This is a genomic window from Xanthomonas sp. fls2-241-TYG-148 (assembly GCF_030208815.1).
Taxonomy (GTDB): Bacteria; Pseudomonadota; Gammaproteobacteria; order Xanthomonadales; family Xanthomonadaceae; genus Xanthomonas; species Xanthomonas campestris.
In genome coordinates this window covers 243,514-259,657 of sequence record NZ_JARVTE010000009.1, presented here as the reverse complement: position 1 = coordinate 259,657, position 16,144 = coordinate 243,514, and the positions used below count along the sequence as shown (strand labels likewise).

The following is a 16,144-nucleotide window of genomic DNA, read 5'->3' as shown; positions in this document are numbered from 1 at the left end:
GTCACCGTGCGTTGCAGCAAATCTTTAACAACCCAACCGGGCCTGCAAAAAGCGCTGCGCTTGAGCCCGCAGCGCAGCTTCAACAACGGCGTGGCTGTAAGCGTTACCAAGCATGCGTCGAAAACACACCGCCAAAACGCGCTGAAAACAGGCCGCATAACCGTTGCAGGCGTGACCATGCCGACACTTGCGCAAGCGCCCTGCCAACGCGGCCGGGTGTATAGATCGCTTATCGGAGAAACACGCAACGGTGCAAGCCGCAACCCGCGTGCGCGGCGCTGTGTGCAAACGGTGGCGTTGCTGCATGACGCACACGACAACGGCGCAATCGCTGCAATCGATTGCGCCGTTGTGGCCTTGCTCAACAGTGCGTGCCGTCAGGAAAAAGCGCGCAGCAATGCGCGCGACGGCGGTGGTGCTGGCGCCTAGCGGGCAAGCTCCAGCGTGTTGTCGGCACGTGCCGCATCCGGCAGTACGTGGTCCGGATCCAGACGCACGCGCACTACCTTCTGCGTAGTCGCCAGCGTGAGCTTGGGTGCGGTTTGCTGCAGCCAGGCTTCCACCGGTATCCGCCGGTCCAGGTGGCTGCCGTCTGCCAGGTCCGCGCGCAGCGTGACCGGCATCACCAGCCGCTGCCGGCTGCGCAGGGTGACCTGCAGGCCCTTCGCCGGGTCCTTGTCCACGTAGTGCGCCTCGCTGATGCCCATGTCCAGCTGCCAGTTGTTGAAGTACCAGCCCCGCCACCACCAGCTCAGGTCCTCGCCGCTTTCGCTTTCCATCAAACGAAAGAAATCCGAGGGCGTCGGATGCTTGAACGCCCAGGTGGCGATGTATTTGCGAAAGGCCGGATCAAAGCGCGCAGGCCCCAGGATTTGTTCGCGCAACAACACCAGGCCCAGCGCACCCTTGAAGTAGGTCAAGGGGTGGCGGTAGGTCTCGCTGGTGGCATCGGCGGTGTCCATCAAGGTCGGTGCGTTGGCGTCGGCCAGCAACGGCAAGATTTCGTCCACCGGATTACCGCCCTTGGGCGCATATTCCGAATCGCGCTTCGGTGCGTATTCGCCCTTGTTGAAGGCATCCGATGCGTAGACGTCGATAAAGGTGTTGAACCCTTCGTCCATGAAGGCATGCCGGCGCTCGTTGGAACCGACAATCATCGGGAACCAGGTGTGGCCGATCTCGTGTGCGGTGATCCAGAACAGGTCCTTGCCGCCATCGTCGAACCCATCGAACACGATGCCCGGATACTCCATGCCCGCGCCGTAGCCGCCCAGGTTGATCGCGGCCGGCCACGGGTATGGGTACCACTGCGAAAAATGTTCGATCGCACCTTTGACGTACTCGGTGGAGCGGTTCCATTTCGCCTCGCCCACGCCCTCCACCGGATACACCGACATCGCCAGCGACTGCTTGCCATCGGGCAGATTGATACGCGCGGCATCCCACACGAAGGCCGGCGACGCGGCGAAGGCCACATCGCGGGTGGCGTCCATGTGGAACCGCCAGGTGCGGGTGCGCGTGCTTGCCGGCGCCGCAGCACGCGCGGCCACCTCGGCGGGCGTCCGAATCAGCACGGTACGATCGCTGCCGCGTGCCTGGGCCAGGCGTTGCTGTTCGGTACGGCTGAGCACCTCATCGGGATTGGTCAGCGCGCCGGAGCCGGCCACCAGAAATCCGTCGGGCACCGTCACCGCGTAGTCGAAGCTGCCGTATTCCAGATAGAACTCCGAGCCCAGATACGGCTGCGTGTCCCAGCCACGCAGGTCGTCGTACACGGCCATGCGCGGGTACCACTGCGCAATCTCGTAGATCTCGCCCTGCTTGCTGTTGCTCACCGCCGTGCGCCCGCCCCAGGTGCCGGGAATGCGGTAGCGGTAGCGGAGATGCACGGTGAGCGCCTTGCCCTGCCCGGCCAAGGGCTGCGGCAGGTCCACGCGCAGGCGCGTGTCGTCCACCAAGAACGGCACCGCCTGTCGGCGCCCGCCGCTGTCCACCTCGACGCTGGCGATCTGCATGCCCTCGGTGGTCTGGGAGCGGCGCGATGGCCGGCTGACGGCAGCACGCGCGTCGGCACGGTAGCGGTTCTGGTCCAGCTGCAGCCACAGCACGTCGAGCGTGTCCGGGCTGTGGTTGGTGTAGCGGATCGTCGCTTCGCCGGTGAGCGTGTGGGTGGCCGGGTCGATCTGCGCACTGAGGTCGTAGTCCGCCCGGTTCTGCCAGAACAGCGGCCCCGGTTTGCCGCTGCCGCTGCGGTACGCGTTGGGTGCGTCGGGCAGCTGCAAGGGCGCGAACAGCGCCAGCGGATCGAACGGGCTGGCCGCTGCGGGAGTGGCCGCTGGCGGGGCCGCCAGTGCAGTGAACGGGAGACACGCGAGTGAAAGCGCAACAACCAGCGAGCGGCGCACGGTGGGGAACATGCGAAGTCCTGCGACGGGGGGGAACGACCATCCTACGGCGGCCCACCTCGTCCGGGCACTGCCATTGGTCCCGGTGCGCTCAGTCGCCGGCAGTGCCCGACAGGCGCACCGCGCCGTCGCCGCCCTCGCCCACTGTGTCGCCGGGATTGCTCAGGCGGCAGCGGCGCAGCGACAGGCAGCCGCAGCCGATGCAGTCGGTGAGCTGGTCGCGTAGCGCCTGCAGCTCGGCAATGCGTGCGTCCAGCTGGCCACGCCAACGTGCCGACATGCGCGCCCATTCCGCGCGCGTGGGTGTGCGTTGATCCGGCAGCACTGAGAACGCATCCAGCACCTGCTGCAACGGGACGCCGAGCCGCTGCGCCATGCGGATCACTGCGATCCGCCGCAGCACATCACGCGCATACCGGCGCTGATTGCCGGCAGTGCGCAGGCTACGGATCAACCCCTTGCGCTCGTAGAAATGCAGCGCCGACACCGCCACGCCACTGCGCTTGGCCACATCCCCCACGGACAACTCACGCTGCATTGCCTTGACCTCAACCTTGGTTGAGGCAGGATGCTGCGCGGCCATGGCGGGATGCAAGCCCTGCCCGCGCTGCCGTTTCACGCTTTGCTTTCTTGGATGTTCAATGACGACCCACACCACTCTGCCCACTGCATCGCCCACCGATGCGCGAGCCACCTCCATTCTCGCCGCGCCGTATCGCGCCACCACGCTGGGCATGGTGGCGTTGGTGGCGCTCAACGCGTTTGAATCGCTGGCAGTGGCCGCGGCCATGCCCACGGTGGCGCGCGAATTGAATGGCCTGCCGCTGTACGCACTGGCCTTCGGCGGCACCTTGGCGACCAGCGTGGTGGGCATGACCGCCGCCGGGCGCTGGAGCGACCGGCGCGGGCCGGCGGGCGCACTGGGCGCCGGGTTGCTGTGCTTCGTACTGGGGCTGGTCATCGCCGGGCTGGCACCGAACATGCCGCTGCTGATCGCTGGGCGGCTGCTGCAGGGCCTGGGTGCAGGCGCTTATTCGGTAGCGCTGTACGTCATCGTGGGCCGCCTGTATCCGGAGGCCCTGCGCCCGCGTGTGTTTGCCGCGTTCTCTGCGGGCTGGGTGGTGCCGTCATTGATCGGGCCCGGCATCAGTGGCCTGATCGTGCAGCACGCCGGCTGGCGCTGGGTATTCCTGTCGGTGCCGCTGCTGGCGATCCCGGCCGGCCTGATGCTGCTGCCGGCGCTGCGTGGACGCGACTGGAGCACGCAGGCCGCGCTGCCCGGCAAGGACGTGCTGGGCTGGGCGATTGGCGCGGCGCTGGGTGTGCTGGGCGTGTATGTCGGTGGCCAATTGCACGGCCTGCCCGCCGTGCTGGCAATGGCGCCGGCGTTGGCAGTCACCGGCGTGTGCGCCTGGCATCTGCTGCCGGCCGGCACCTTGCGGCTGGCACGCGGCCTGCCCAGCGTGATCGCGTTGCGCGGGATCGCGGCGGCAGCGTTCTTCGGCTTCGAAGCGTTTCTGCCGCTGCTGTTGTCGCGCGAACGTGGCCTCTCGCCGCTGCTGGCCGGCATTGCGCTGAGCGTGGGCGCCTTGGGCTGGTTCAGCGGTTCGTGGTACCAGGGCCACAGTACCGGCGGCTGGTCGCGGCCACGGCTGCTCAAGACCGGCGCGGTGCTGATGTCGGCGGGCATCGTGATCAGTGCGGGCGCAATCTGTCCGACCATGCCGGTGCCGGCCGCCATCGCCGGCTGGGCCGTGACCGGGTTGGGCATGGGCCTGTTGTATCCGAGCCTGTCGGTGCTGACCTTGTCGCTGTCACCGCCCGCCGAGCAAGGTGCCAACAGCTCGGCCTTGCAGCTCAGCGAGGCGATTGCGGTGGCGGGCGTCCTTGCGGTGGCCGGCGCGCTGTTTGCCGCGCTATTGGGCTCGGCCACGCCGCTGGCCTATGCCAGCGTCTTTGCGCTGGCGTGGGTGCTGGCGCTGAGCAGCTTCTGGGTGGCGCACCGGGTGTGAGGGTAGCGGTGGCGAACGTCACTGCGTCGCGTTGCTGCGAGCGCGTGGCCCAAGAGCCACTCCGCAGCGTGCTGCGCGCGCGTGGGCTGGCTGCTGGCCCGGTGCAATTGGACGGCGTGGTTGGCACGTCAGGATTCGTGGACGGCGCAGCGCGTGTGTCAGATAAGCACCCGACCGAACCAGTCCACAGCTGCACGATCACTTTGCCGAGTCTGCCGGGTTCGCGCCGATCACAGCGCTGGACACACACCTGCAACCGAGTGGTCATTTTTTCGCCACCCATCTTGACAGCGTGACGGGCCGCGGCCTGCGCCCACTTGTCCACAGCCTTGTGCAGTTTTCATCCACAGGGGGTGTGGAAAACCCGATCAACGCAGTGCGGGCGGCACGGCTTGCGTGCCGTTGCCGGTGTGTGCAAGGCGGTTTGACGCGATGTGCTGCATGCAGGGCTGCACGCTGCGATGGAGGCGCATGGCGACAGCAACCATCTAGTGCAGGTTCCAAAGGCGTGGAGTGCACGCCGAGATCGAGCCCAAGCGATTGGCGCGCAGCACCTCAGCAGAGAGCCGGCCGTCGCCGCGCGTCAGTACGCATGCCACTGATGTAGCTGCTCGAAACCGGACCCGCGCATGCAGCGCACACCGCCACCTCGCAGTGGCGGTGCACGCACAGCAGCGTCTTAGAGCGGCTAACAAAACGTAGCGAGCAGTCGTCAGGTGGGTGCGCACGGCGCGGAGGAACCGGAATGTACGTGGGTACATGAGGATTCCGAGCACCGGCCGCGCCCGCCTGACGGCTGCGCAGTAGTTTTGATAGCTGCTCTTAATCCACGATCACGTGCGGCACGAACCGCGAGGTATCGCGGGTGATCGGGCCGTCGTCGTCGCGCATGCCCAGGCCGGCCGGGCGATCGGCTACTACCCAGCTGCCGACCAGCGCGTGCCGGCCGTCGAACACCGGCAGCGGATGGTGCGCCTGCAGGATGGCCGGGCCATCCAGGTACGGCCCATCGGTGTGCGCCATCTCGCCCTGCGCGGTAACCAGCGCAATGTTGGCGCCCTCACGCGACAGCAACGGCTTGCGCACCCACCCGGCTGTGGGCGCCTCGCCGGCCTGTGCAAAGCGCGCGGCGAGCAGGTTGGGGTGGCCCTGATGGCGCTCCCACAGCAGCGGCAGGATGCCCTTGTTGCTCAGCACTGCCTTCCATGCCGGTTCGATCAGACGTACGCGGTTGGCGATCAACGCCGGGCCGAAGCGCTCTTCCATCATGAATTCCAGCGGGTACAGCTTGAATAGCGTGTGGATCACCCGGTCCTGCTCATCGGTGAACCAGCCATCGGCGCTGAGGCCGATGTCTTCGATCGCCACTTCCTCGGTGCTGATGCCCACCTGATGCGCGCAATCGCGCAGGTAGCGCACGGTGGCGCGGTCTTCCAACGAATCACGCACTGCAGAGAAATGCATCTGCGGGCCAATCGCTCCATCCACTGCCAGCGCACCCAGGGTTTCGCACAGCAAATCCTGTATCAGGTTGTACTGGTCGGTACCCTTGGGCAGCGCGCCGCTGGCGATCTGCTGTTCCAGCCACAGCCACTGGAAATACGCCGCCTCGTACAACGACGTCGGCGTGTCGTAATTGAGCTCGTACAACTTGGCCGGGCCGTTGCCGGCATAGGCCAGATCCATGCGGCCGTACAGATGCGGGTCGCGGTTCTTCCAAGAGGTGGCGATCCAGTCCCAGTAGAACGGCGGCAGTGCCAGCTGCGTCATCAACGCTTCGGAGCCGACGACCTCGTCGACCAACTGCATCGCCATGTCGTGCAGCTCCTGCGTCGGCGTCTCGATGTCGTCTTCGATCTGCCGCAACGAAAACGCGTAGTACGCGCTTTCGTCCCAATACGGTTCGCCGTCGATGGTGTGGAACTGGAAGCCGAGCGATTCGGCCTGGGTGCGCCAATCCGGGCGCTCGGCGATGGCAATGCGCTGCATGTCAGCCGCCAAACCCGGAGCTGCGCCCGCCACTGCCGAACGAGCTGCGCGCCGCGGCGCTGGAGCCAAAACCCGAGCGCGACACGGTAATGGCGCGGGTTGGCATGTCCACGCTGCCAGCGCGGCCGCGCACGGTGCCGATGCGGTTGCTGGCCAGATCGCCGTTGGGCTTGTAGTAGCCGCCACTACGGTAATCGCGGTACAGCGGCATCGCGCCGCCATAGCGATACCCGCCGCCGCTCATGTTGCCCAGCGCGTAACCGAGCAGGAAGCCGCCCATCGGCGGGATCCAGCTCTGCTGCCCCTGGGTCTGGCCAGGCACTTCGGTGCAGCTGCCAAATTGCGCATCGCACTCGTAGCGCGAAGGGAAGCGCGGCGCGGCCTGCTGGTGCTTGGCCACGGCCTCGTCGTAGGCCTTCAGACACTGCTGGATGTCGCCCTGTTCCTGCTTGATCTGGTAGCAGTCCGAGGCCGACTGCAACACCACGCCGGTTTCCGGCTCCGAGCCGCAACCGGTGACGAAGGCGGCCGGCAGCGCGGCCATCAGGGTGAGCTTGAGATTGCGTGATCGCTTCATGCCTGCGCTCCGTTACGGCGTGATCGCCGCGGCGTTGATCAGGCCAACCGCGATCGACACGCCGGCCGAAAAAATGCCGGCGGCGGCGACGTTGTCGGTGATCTGCCGCGAGATGCGCCCGGCCACCAGGTTGGCCAGCAGATACGCCACCACCTGGATACCGCAGGCCACCACGCCCCAGATCAAGGCATCCACCAGGCTCACCGAATGGGTGATGGCCGAATGCAGCGGCAGCGCCACACCGATCAGGTTGCCGGCCAGCGCGGTGGCGGCCGCCACGTTGCCCTGGCGCAGCAGGGTGAAGTCCTTGTGCGGGGTGACCAGGGTCACCAGCACCACCGCGACGATCAACACGCCCAGGCCGGTGCCGAAGTAGGAAAGAAACGCGAGGAAACTCTGCAGATTGATCGGGTTCATGACAGGACCAGGGTGGTGGAAGACGGGTAAGCGCTCAGGTGATGTCCAGATCGGCGACGGTGACGTCGATGCCGACCGCGTAGGTGACGCAGAATTCGTTGGGGCCGGAATCCTCGCCGGTGACCAGCAGAAATTCCTCGCGCTGCAACTCCGGCACCGGCCGGCTGTAGAGCATCGCGTAGTGGGTCAGGTCGCCATCGCGGCGCGGCGGCTGATAGCGGTACAGCACCTCGTCGTAGGCAATCGGCGGGATGCGCGCGGCATCGTCGGTGGATTGGGTGGCACGGTCCCAGCGCTTGCCGGCGTACTCGATCTGCGCCGCACCCAGGTGCGGATGCTGCATCACGAATTCCTGGAAGGCCTGCTTGCTCGGCGGATTCATCGTCTCGCAATACACGAAGGCCTTCATCGCCTCCAGATCGCCACCCACGGTGGTGACCTGCAGAAACGCGTCATCGTCCAGATAGAACCGGTGCAGCGCATAGCCATCGCCCAGATTGACGTGGCCATAGCACGGGATGCCCTGATGCCCGCCCGGCAATTCGGCGGTCATCGCCTCGGGCGCCATGCGGTACAACGTGGTGTCGATCTCGAGTTGGCCACCCACGCGCAGCCCCAACGGCAGCGCATGGCCGATCGCGCCGGTGCCGGCGGTCGGCAGCGGTGGCGGCTGGGATTGGCCGAACAACTTGCTGAAAAAACTCATCGTCATGCACCTCGTGGCGATGTGGAAGCGGAAGCGGCCGCAGCGCGCAGGGCCTGCCACGCGATGGACTGCGCAGGCACGCGCTGCTCGGCCAGGTAATACAGCATGGCACCGGCCGGGACAGCGGTCTGTGCGGGCGGGTTCAACCGCAACGCGCCATCGGGCGCGCGCAGGCCCAGCAACAAGGCACCGCGCTGGCTGAAATCAGCCGCCAGCAGGCTGTAGTCCAGCGCCTCCAGCTGTGCCGGCACGGCCAGGCTGAATTGGGTGGGGCCATCGTCCACCGACAACAGCTCGGCGGTGATCGCCGCACTGCCCGGATCCTGCGCGGCGCGGGCCAGGATCTCGGCAGTCATCGGGCGCGTGCATTCGATCGCCGGGTAATGGCAGGCCACCAGGCGCGCGGCGCTGGCCGAATCGAAATGCGCCACGATGTGCGCGCGCGGCGCATGCGCCATCAGTGCGAAGACTGCGGCCAGGGTCTGGTCGTCGGACGGCGGGTTGACGATCACCCGCGCCGCACCGGCGATGCCCGCACGCAGGTAGACATCGGTGTGGGTGTACGACTCGGCAGCCACGAAACGCATGTGATCGGGCATCGGGTTTTCAGCCACGCCCTCGGCCACCAGCACCACGCCTTCGTCGTCGGTGGCGGTGTCGGACAACAGTAATTCCAGCAAGCGTGCCGAGGCCGCGCCTTGCCAGCCGATCAGGATGGTGTGCCCGCTCAACTGCGCGTAGGCCATCTTGCCCATGTGGTGGCGCCTCCAGAAGGTGATGAGCACCGCGCTGGTCTTGGCCAGCACCGTGGCGAACAGCGCCACCGCGCCCGGCATCAGCACGCACGCGGCGATATAGCGCCCGGCCACCGAGCCCGGCGACAGGTCGCCGTAGCCGATGGTGGTGGCAGTGGTCATGTAGTAATACGGAAACGCGTCCAGGCCGACGAGCTTGTGCTCACCGGCCAGCACGAACAGCACCCAGCTCAACCCCATGTGCGCCAGCAGGGCCAGCGCCACCATGCCCCAGCTCACGCGGCGCACGTGGCGCCGCAAGACCCGGTACAGCCGTCCGACGATGATCATGGCGCGTCCTGTGCCGGGGGGGCGGTCAGCTGTCGCTGCGCGGAACCTGCTGCACGTCGCGGACCTGGCCGATCAGCGGCGCGGTGCCGCTGGCGGTGTCGTGCCCGAGCTGAGCGGCCGGCTTCTTGAAGCGCGCCAGCACCGCAGCGGCGTTGGATTCGCCTTCCATCAGGCCGGCCGCGGCCAGACGCCGATTCAGATCGCCATCACCGGTGGACGATTCGAGCTCCTCGGCCGATTCGATGCGTGCGGAGGTTTCGGCCTGGCGCGCCTTGATGCGCTCCAGCGATTCCAGTGCCGAGCCCATCTTGCTGCTCGCACCGGAATGCCGCGCGGCAATCGCGGCCTGCGCCTTCTGCACCGCATCGGTGGCCTTGACGGTGTCGATCTGCTGACGCATCCCGCGCAGCTGGTTTTCGGTTTTCTGGATGGTGGCCTTGAGCGTCACCACCGACTGATCCAGCGCGGTCTTGGAGGCCTTGTCGCCGGCGTCCTCGCTTTCCAGCGCCGCCAGCTTCACCGCCACATCGTGCGCCAGCGCCTCGTCGTTCTTGGCCAGCGCGCCTTCGATATAGCGCGTGTACTCGGCCATCTTGCCGGCGCGCGCGTCGATCTTCTGCTGCGCCAGCTTGCTCTGCGCCATCAGCTTGGTGAGCTCTTCGCGCGAACGCGTGAGCTGGGCGCCGGCATCGCGCATTTCCTGGTCCAGGATGCGCAGGGCGTTGGCGTCCACGGCCTTCTGGCCGGTTTCGTGTGCGGTGCCACGCAGCAGCGTGATCAGCTTGGAAAAGATACTCATGACAACACGCCTTTAGGAAAAGAACGGCTTGAGGGATTCGGCGGCATCCAGCGTATTGGCCGCCAGGGTCTGGATTTCCTCGTCGATCTGGTCGAGCGTCGAGGAGGCCGACAATTCGCCGAACACCACGTACGCGTCCTTGCCGTCGACCTGCACCAGACCGAGATTGGAGAGCGGATTGAGCGGGTTGAGCCGCAGGCACGCGTCGTTGAACGCGGCGCGGTCGCTGACCTGGTCGGCGTTGGCCAGCAGCGTGGACACAAACACCTGCGAACCGGACGCGGCCACCTGGATCTGCATGTCGCCGTGATCGGCCAGGGTGAGGTTGATGGCCGGCTCCAGCCCGTCGATCAGTTCGACCTCGATCGGCTGGTCGCGGTAGCGCTCGGCCAGCAGGCCGTGCAGTTCAACAGTGGTGTACTGCGTCATGGGATGTCCTGTCCTTTGGTCATTCGGCGGCGGAGTGCGGCGGCGGTGAGGCCGCAACGGTCAAGCAATGGGCGGACATACTACAGAGACTTGGTGAACAGCAGAACGGCCGCCAGGCAGGGGGCATTCAGGGCTACTTCGCTGCCATCAAGTACCGCCCGGCAGGGCCGTGGCCTTACGGATACAGCATCCGCTTGCTCCAGTGGCTGGCCGCGTCCGCCTCGTAGCGCCAGCGCTCGTGCAGGCGGAATTTGGCGCCGTACCAGAACTCGAACGCCTGCGGCACCACGCGGAATCCGCCCCAGCCATCCGGGCGCGGCACGTCGCGGCCGTCGAAGGTGGCTTCGACCTTGGCAATGGCCGCATCGAACTCCTCGCGCGAGCCCAGCGTCTGCGATTGCAGCGACGCCCAGGCACCGATCTGGCTCATGCGCGGCCGCGAGGCAAAATAGGCGTCCGATTCGTCGGCGCTCACCAGTTGCACGCCGCCTTCGATCCGCACCTGGATGCCGGCCTCGCGCAGGCTGCGCCACAGGAACAGCAGCGCCGCCTGCGGGTGGGTCTGCAGGTCGCGGCCCTTGGCGCTGTCCAGATGCGTGTAGAACACGAACCCGCGTGCGTCGAACGCCTTCAGCAACACGGTGCGTGCGCTCGGCCGGCCGTCCAGGTTGGCGGTGGCCACGGTCATGGCGCTGGCCTCGATCTCGGCACTGTTCTGCGCCTCGGCGTACAGCGTGGCGAAGGTGGCGAGGGCTTCTGCGTACAGATCGGTCATGGCAGGCAAGGGAAGCGAAACAGACGCCTATTGTGGGCGCATCGCCGCCGCTGCGCCTATGGCCCTAGTGTCGCAGTGGCGGCTGCGGCCAAGGCCGGCAGCGCAGGATCTGCAGCGACAGCCCACGCCGCCGGGAGGATCACGCATGCCGCACGCGGCCCAGGGCCGCAATGCCAATGTTACGATCCGGGCGCATGAACCCCGCTCCCAATCTCGTGATGATCGGCCCGATGGGCGCCGGTAAAAGCTGCATCGGCCGCCGCCTGGCCGAGCGCTTCGGGCTGGATTTCGTGGATGTGGACCAGGCCATCGTCGAGCAGGTCGGCAGCAGCATCCCCGCGATCTTCGAACAGCACGGCGAAGCGCGCTTTCGCCAGCACGAAGCCGAGGCCCTGCACGGCCTGCTCGCGCAGAGCAACAAACTGGTCTCCACCGGCGGCGGCGCGATCCTGGATGCGGGCAATCGCCAGCGCATCCGCGAGCGCGGCTTCGTGGTGTACCTGCATGTGAGCGTGCCGGCCCAGCTCACCCGGCTGGCGCGCGACCGCAATCGCCCGCTGCTGCAGCGCCCGGACCGCGAACAGGTGCTGCACGGCATGGCCGCGCTGCGCACCCCGCTGTACCAGGAAGTGGCCGACCTCACCCTGGAAACCGATCACCTTTCCCCCGCCGAGGCCACCGCGCAGCTGGTGCTGCGCCTGGCCGCGCAATGGCGCATGTCGAGTACCCCTGCATGACTCTTCCCCCCTCCTTGCGCAGCGTCGAAGTCGACGGCGCGCAGCCGTACACCATCTCCATTGCGCCGGGCCTGCTGGCCGACGGCGCGCGCCTGGCCCGCCACGTGCGCGGCCGCCACGTGCTGCTGCTCAGCGACACCCAGGTGGCGCCGCACTATGCCGCCGGCGTGCGCGCTGCACTGTTGCAGGCGCGGCCGGACCTGCAGCTTGGCGAACTGGTCATCGCCGCCGGCGAAGCCTCCAAGACCCTGGACAACTTCTCCCTGGCGATCACCGCACTGGCCGAACTGGGCGCCACCCGCGATGCCTGCGTGTTCGCGCTCGGCGGCGGCGTGGTCGGCGATCTGGCCGGCTTTGCTGCCGCCTGCTGGATGCGCGGGGTGGATTGCGTGCAACTGCCCACCAGCCTGCTGGCGATGGTGGATTCCTCGGTGGGTGGCAAGACCGCGGTGGACATCCCGCAGGGGAAGAACCTGGTGGGGGCATTCCACCCGCCACGCGCGGTGATTGCCGATACCGACACCTTGCGCACCCTGCCCACGCGCGAGCTGCGCGCCGGCCTGGCGGAGGTAATCAAGTACGGCGCCATCGGCGACCCGCTGTTCTTCCAGTGGCTGCATGCCGAACGCCGCGCGCTGCTGGACGGCGACCCGGCCGCGCTGGCGCAGGCGATTGCACGCAGCTGCGAGCACAAGGCCGACATCGTGGCGCGCGACCCGCTGGAAAAAGGCGAGCGCGCCCTGCTCAACCTGGGCCACACCTTCGGCCACGCCATCGAGACCGAACAGGGCTACGGCGCGCCGGGTAACGACAACCTCAACCATGGCGAAGCGGTGGCAGTGGGCATGGTGCTGGCGGCGCGGCTCTCGGCCACACTGGGCATGGCCGACGCCCAGGACACCGAGGCACTGCGCACCCTGCTGCACGAATTCGGTCTGCCCACCCAGATCCCGGCCGGCCTGACACCGGAAGCCCTGCTCGGCCGCATGCGGTTGGACAAGAAAAACATTGCAGGCCGCCTGCGCCTGGTGCTGTGGCGCGGGATCGGCAAGGCCGAAGTCGTCCCCGACGTGGACGAAGCTGCGGTGCTGGAGATTCTGGCGGGCTGAGGTTTGTGCCGGCCGGCTTGGGTTTGGCGCTGGTCAGGTGAGGTCGGGCGCCGGCCCGGTGCGCCCCGCGTGGAGCGCCGGCTGCGGTGGTCACGTGTAGCGGGCGCGGAATGCTGGGTGCCGCGTTACGCCCGCAAGTAGCCGCGTCGACATGCCCGCCCTCGTAGGAGCGCGCTTGCGCGCGAGACGCCTTCCCTGGGACGCCCATCGCGCGCGACGCCTTTCCGGGAACGCCCATCGCGCGCAAGCGCGCTCCTACACACGGCCATCGCCCTGGTCGACCACGTTGCCCAGGAACCTAACGAAGGTGCTTTGCCGGCCGCCAGACCGCCGCCACACATCTGCAGCAATAGCCAGACAACTCCAGCGCATACACCCCGAACCTGTAGGAGCGCGCTTGCGCGCGATAGGGCTTCCCCGGTAAAGCCCATCGCGCGCAAGCGCGCTCCTACGCGTAGCCATCGCCCTGATCGACCACGTTGCCCAGGCACCTAACGAATCTGCTCGCCGGCTGCACGCAGGCCACCACACATCTGCAGGCACCACTACGCAATCGCAGCGCCAATATCCCGTCTTTGTAGGAGCGCGCTTGCGCGCGATGGGGCTTTCGCCGGTAACGCCCCTCGCGCGCAAGCGCGCTCCTACAGAGCACCATCGATCTGATGGGTCATGCCCTGCCTGGCCTGCCAGGCAACTCAACAGACGCTGCACGTTCACTGCATGCGCTCGCAAAGGCACTGCCATTACGCGGCGCCGTCCCCCTGTCTCTGTCGCTGACAACCCGCCGCTCATCCGCAAGCCGCCCCTTCCAGCCGCCCGGCGCCCCACACGCAAGGCCTTCGCGATCACGGCAATCGCCCCGCACCCAGCCAACGCAGCCTTCAGCAGCGCCCGGCTACAATTGGCCCATGCGCATCCTCCTGCAACACGATCCGGGCGGCAACGAGCCGCTTCGCTACGTCCAGCTGACCCTGCAACCGGATCTGTTCGGTGGCTGGGAACTGCTGCGCGAGAGCGGCCAGATTGGCGGGCGCACGCAACTGCGACGCGACCAATACCTGCTGCAGGACGAGGCGGACCGGGCCTTCGAAAAGGCCCGCGACACCCAGCTCAAACGCGGCTTCCATGTCATCACCGGCGGCGCCGACGCGCCGCGCTGAGGAATCACCTCCATGCTCAAGAACGACCGTCTGTTGCGTGCCCTGCGCCGCCAGCCCGTGGACCGCACCCCCGTCTGGCTGATGCGCCAGGCCGGCCGCTATTTGCCGGAATACCGTGCCACCCGCGCGCGCGCCGGCAGTTTCCTGGGCATGGCCAAGAATCCGGACATCGCCTGCGAAGTCACCCTGCAGCCGCTGGAGCGCTTTCCGCTGGATGCGGCGATCTTGTTCTCCGACATCCTGACCATCCCCGATGCGATGGGGCTGGAGCTGTATTTCGTCGAAGGCGAAGGCCCCAAATTCCGCCACCCGGTGCGTGATGCCGACGCCATCCATCGCCTCGGCGTGCCGGACATGGAAACCGAGCTGCGCTACGTGATGGACGCGGTGCGCTTGATCCGCCGCGAGCTAGATGGCGCGGTACCGTTGATCGGCTTCTCCGGCAGCCCGTGGACGCTGGCCTGCTACATGATCGAAGGCGGCGGCAGCAAGGAATACGCGCGCATCAAGGCCATGGCCTTCAACGCGCCGCAGCTGCTGCACCACCTGCTCAGCACCGTCACCGATGCGGTGATCGCCTACCTGTCCGCACAGCGCGCGGCCGGTGCGCAGGCGCTGCAGGTGTTCGATACCTGGGGCGGCGTGTTGTCGCCGGCGATGTACCGCGAATTCTCCTTGCCCTACCTCACGCGCATCGCCCGGGAACTGGAGCGCGGCAGCGGTGAAGAGCGCACCCCGCTGGTGCTGTTCGGCAAGGGCAATGGCGCCTATGTGTCCGAGCTGGCCGCCAGCGGTGCCGAGGCGGTGGGTGTGGACTGGACGATCTCGCTGGCCGACGCCGCCGAGCGCGCCGGCGGCCGTGTCGCCCTGCAAGGCAACCTGGACCCGGCCACGCTGTACGGCTCGCCAGAGGCGATCCGCAGCGAAGTCGGCAAGACCCTGGACAGCTACGCGTACGGCAACGGCGGCTCGCGCGAAGGTCATGTCTTCAACCTCGGCCACGGCATGTCGCCGGACATGAATCCGGATCACGTTGGCGTGCTGGTGGAAGCGGTGCAGACGCTGAGCAAGCGGTGAGGTAGCAAGCGATCGACAGCCACTGCTGTCGATCGTGCACGACGTCGGTCTGGCCCATGGTGACGACCGATGTCGTGCGATGGGATGCTGTCCGCGCGATGCGACAGCGACTGACAAGGCACGCCCTAACTCATCGACCTCATGGACGTGGTGCTCAAGCAAGCCTTCTGACATGCGCCAAGCTGGCGGCGAACGTGCCGCCCTGCGTTTGCCATCCCAGCCGCAATCCAGCGCCAGCCGCACGCGTGTGCTACCAGGGCCGCCAGGCGTGCCAACTGGTTAGTATCGGGCCCCGACAATGCCACTGCGGGTACCGGGGTCAAGCCTTGATCGAAACGGGTGATCCCAGTGTGCGGTGCGACCGGATCACGCGCCTGCGGACAGGCGTGCGCGGCTTGCAACAGATCCATCGTGGACACGGCTGGGCGCAAAAGCACCGGCGTAAACGCCGAACGCTTGGCCTCGGTGCAGCGTTCAACAGCACAACCAAGCCATCAATCGATGCAGTCCCGCACGACCGTTGGGAACACCAAGATACTGGCAAATGCCGAACGTCGGCGCGGCACCGCGCGATCGGCAGCACCACCCACTCATCGATTGGTCACGCTCCGCACAAACGTTGAGCACGCAAGGTTGAGGCGCAGACGCCGAACACCTGGACTGCCCGCCGCGATGGACGGCACAACCAAGACGCCGATCAATGAAGCCCTGCGCAACCGTTGAGCGCATAAGGCAACGACGCAGACGCCAAAACGTTTGCTACCACACGGCACTGCGTGATCGGCGGCAAGTTAAGTCGACGATCAATGCAGCCTTGCGCAACCGCTGGGCCCACCAGACAGGGAGATAGACACCGAATACCGGCCC

At 67.0% G+C, this 16,144-nt stretch carries 16 protein-coding genes, 1 other RNA gene and 1 pseudogene; 6 read left to right on the top strand and 12 right to left on the bottom strand.

Translation table 11 applies throughout. The annotated features are described in order from the left end of the window. Positions 1-6 precede the first annotated feature (6 nt). The gene (locus QRM60_RS11810) at positions 7-429 is read left to right on the top strand and encodes a hypothetical protein (RefSeq protein WP_285446255.1); all 423 of its coding nucleotides are present in this window, start codon (positions 7-9) and stop codon (positions 427-429) included. On the opposite strand, the gene QRM60_RS11805 is transcribed toward QRM60_RS11810, so the two are convergent. Together QRM60_RS11805 and soxR are read right to left on the bottom strand one after the other, a co-directional pair. Next, positions 426-2,417 carry a M1 family metallopeptidase gene (locus QRM60_RS11805; protein ID WP_285446254.1) on the bottom strand — a complete coding sequence of 664 codons (1,992 nt, stop codon included), beginning with the start codon at positions 2,415-2,417 and terminating at the stop codon, positions 426-428. The genes QRM60_RS11810 and QRM60_RS11805 overlap by 4 nt on opposite strands. Positions 2,418-2,496: 79 nt before the next feature. Further along, entirely contained in the window at positions 2,497-2,943 is a 447-nt protein-coding gene (gene soxR / locus QRM60_RS11800; protein WP_285446269.1) for a redox-sensitive transcriptional activator SoxR, read from the bottom strand. 103 nt (positions 2,944-3,046) lie between these two features. On the opposite strand from soxR, the gene QRM60_RS11795 reads away from it, so the two are divergent. Beyond that, positions 3,047-4,417, top strand: a complete 1,371-nt coding sequence (locus QRM60_RS11795; RefSeq protein ID WP_285446253.1) for an MFS transporter — start codon at positions 3,047-3,049, stop codon at positions 4,415-4,417. A gap of 686 nt (positions 4,418-5,103) precedes the next feature. Here QRM60_RS11795 and QRM60_RS11790 read toward each other — a convergent pair. The 9 genes from QRM60_RS11790 to pdxH all read right to left on the bottom strand — a co-directional run bounded on the left by QRM60_RS11790 (position 5,104) and on the right by pdxH (position 11,194). Then, positions 5,104-5,178, bottom strand: a non-coding RNA gene (locus tag QRM60_RS11790) — sX9 sRNA. 61 nt (positions 5,179-5,239) lie between these two features. Further along, positions 5,240-6,406 (bottom strand): glutathionylspermidine synthase family protein, encoded by a 1,167-nt coding sequence (locus QRM60_RS11785; RefSeq protein ID WP_070690256.1) that lies wholly within the window; start codon positions 6,404-6,406, stop codon positions 5,240-5,242. A gap of 1 nt (position 6,407) precedes the next feature. Beyond that, the gene (locus tag QRM60_RS11780) at positions 6,408-6,983 is read right to left on the bottom strand and encodes a DUF1190 domain-containing protein (protein WP_012437758.1); all 576 of its coding nucleotides are present in this window, start codon (positions 6,981-6,983) and stop codon (positions 6,408-6,410) included. Between the two features lie 12 nt (positions 6,984-6,995). Then, positions 6,996-7,400 (bottom strand): DUF350 domain-containing protein, encoded by a 405-nt coding sequence (locus QRM60_RS11775; RefSeq protein WP_011037960.1) that lies wholly within the window; start codon positions 7,398-7,400, stop codon positions 6,996-6,998. Positions 7,401-7,434: 34 nt separating this feature from the next. Further along, entirely contained in the window at positions 7,435-8,112 is a 678-nt protein-coding gene (locus QRM60_RS11770) for a YjfK family protein (RefSeq protein ID WP_285446252.1), read from the bottom strand. Then, positions 8,109-9,191: an ion channel gene (locus QRM60_RS11765; RefSeq protein WP_285446251.1), complete on the bottom strand. Its 1,083-nt coding sequence runs from the start codon at positions 9,189-9,191 to the stop codon at positions 8,109-8,111. The genes QRM60_RS11770 and QRM60_RS11765 overlap by 4 nt, the downstream gene beginning before the upstream one ends. Before the next feature lie 25 nt (positions 9,192-9,216). Continuing rightward, positions 9,217-9,990: a PspA/IM30 family protein gene (locus QRM60_RS11760; RefSeq protein WP_011037963.1), complete on the bottom strand. Its 774-nt coding sequence runs from the start codon at positions 9,988-9,990 to the stop codon at positions 9,217-9,219. Positions 9,991-10,002: 12 nt separating this feature from the next. Continuing rightward, on the bottom strand, positions 10,003-10,419 hold the full coding sequence (locus tag QRM60_RS11755) for a YjfI family protein (protein WP_014508507.1): 417 nt from the start codon (positions 10,417-10,419) through the stop codon (positions 10,003-10,005). 175 nt (positions 10,420-10,594) lie between these two features. Beyond that, positions 10,595-11,194 carry a pyridoxamine 5'-phosphate oxidase gene (gene pdxH, locus QRM60_RS11750; RefSeq protein WP_076036606.1) on the bottom strand — a complete coding sequence of 200 codons (600 nt, stop codon included), beginning with the start codon at positions 11,192-11,194 and terminating at the stop codon, positions 10,595-10,597. A 194-nt stretch (positions 11,195-11,388) separates the two neighbouring features. On the opposite strand from pdxH, the gene QRM60_RS11745 reads away from it, so the two are divergent. The 4 genes from QRM60_RS11745 (at position 11,389) to hemE (ending at position 15,277) form a co-directional block, all read left to right on the top strand. After that, positions 11,389-11,931 carry a shikimate kinase gene (locus QRM60_RS11745; RefSeq protein ID WP_011037966.1) on the top strand — a complete coding sequence of 181 codons (543 nt, stop codon included), beginning with the start codon at positions 11,389-11,391 and terminating at the stop codon, positions 11,929-11,931. Further along, complete coding sequence (aroB, locus tag QRM60_RS11740) at positions 11,928-13,040, top strand: 3-dehydroquinate synthase (protein WP_285446250.1); 1,113 nt, start codon at positions 11,928-11,930, stop codon at positions 13,038-13,040. The genes QRM60_RS11745 and aroB overlap by 4 nt, the downstream gene beginning before the upstream one ends. A gap of 908 nt (positions 13,041-13,948) precedes the next feature. Then, a complete protein-coding gene (locus QRM60_RS11735; protein ID WP_011037968.1) occupies positions 13,949-14,200 on the top strand; it encodes a WGR domain-containing protein in 252 nt (83 codons plus the stop codon). A gap of 12 nt (positions 14,201-14,212) precedes the next feature. Then, positions 14,213-15,277, top strand: coding sequence for a uroporphyrinogen decarboxylase (hemE, locus tag QRM60_RS11730; RefSeq protein ID WP_285446249.1), 1,065 nt, complete (start codon positions 14,213-14,215; stop codon positions 15,275-15,277). Positions 15,278-15,487: 210 nt separating this feature from the next. Here hemE and QRM60_RS11725 read toward each other — a convergent pair. Beyond that, positions 15,488-15,633: pseudogene (locus QRM60_RS11725) on the bottom strand (peptidase M28 family protein); the annotation flags it as partial. Between the last annotated feature and the right edge of the window lie 511 nt (positions 15,634-16,144).

Coding starts and splice junctions, on each gene's coding strand:
- QRM60_RS11765 (WP_285446251.1), bottom strand. CDS start 9,191: ATGATCATCGTCGGACGGCTGTACCGGGTCTTGCGGCGCCACGTGCGC.
- QRM60_RS11735 (WP_011037968.1), top strand. CDS start 13,949: ATGCGCATCCTCCTGCAACACGATCCGGGCGGCAACGAGCCGCTTCGC.
- QRM60_RS11805 (WP_285446254.1), bottom strand. CDS start 2,417: ATGTTCCCCACCGTGCGCCGCTCGCTGGTTGTTGCGCTTTCACTCGCG.
- hemE (WP_285446249.1), top strand. CDS start 14,213: ATGCTCAAGAACGACCGTCTGTTGCGTGCCCTGCGCCGCCAGCCCGTG.
- QRM60_RS11760 (WP_011037963.1), bottom strand. CDS start 9,990: ATGAGTATCTTTTCCAAGCTGATCACGCTGCTGCGTGGCACCGCACAC.
- QRM60_RS11770 (WP_285446252.1), bottom strand. CDS start 8,112: ATGACGATGAGTTTTTTCAGCAAGTTGTTCGGCCAATCCCAGCCGCCA.
- QRM60_RS11785 (WP_070690256.1), bottom strand. CDS start 6,406: ATGCAGCGCATTGCCATCGCCGAGCGCCCGGATTGGCGCACCCAGGCC.
- QRM60_RS11795 (WP_285446253.1), top strand. CDS start 3,047: ATGACGACCCACACCACTCTGCCCACTGCATCGCCCACCGATGCGCGA.
- QRM60_RS11745 (WP_011037966.1), top strand. CDS start 11,389: ATGAACCCCGCTCCCAATCTCGTGATGATCGGCCCGATGGGCGCCGGT.
- aroB (WP_285446250.1), top strand. CDS start 11,928: ATGACTCTTCCCCCCTCCTTGCGCAGCGTCGAAGTCGACGGCGCGCAG.
- QRM60_RS11780 (WP_012437758.1), bottom strand. CDS start 6,983: ATGAAGCGATCACGCAATCTCAAGCTCACCCTGATGGCCGCGCTGCCG.
- QRM60_RS11755 (WP_014508507.1), bottom strand. CDS start 10,419: ATGACGCAGTACACCACTGTTGAACTGCACGGCCTGCTGGCCGAGCGC.
- QRM60_RS11775 (WP_011037960.1), bottom strand. CDS start 7,400: ATGAACCCGATCAATCTGCAGAGTTTCCTCGCGTTTCTTTCCTACTTC.
- soxR (WP_285446269.1), bottom strand. CDS start 2,943: ATGCAGCGTGAGTTGTCCGTGGGGGATGTGGCCAAGCGCAGTGGCGTG.
- pdxH (WP_076036606.1), bottom strand. CDS start 11,194: ATGACCGATCTGTACGCAGAAGCCCTCGCCACCTTCGCCACGCTGTAC.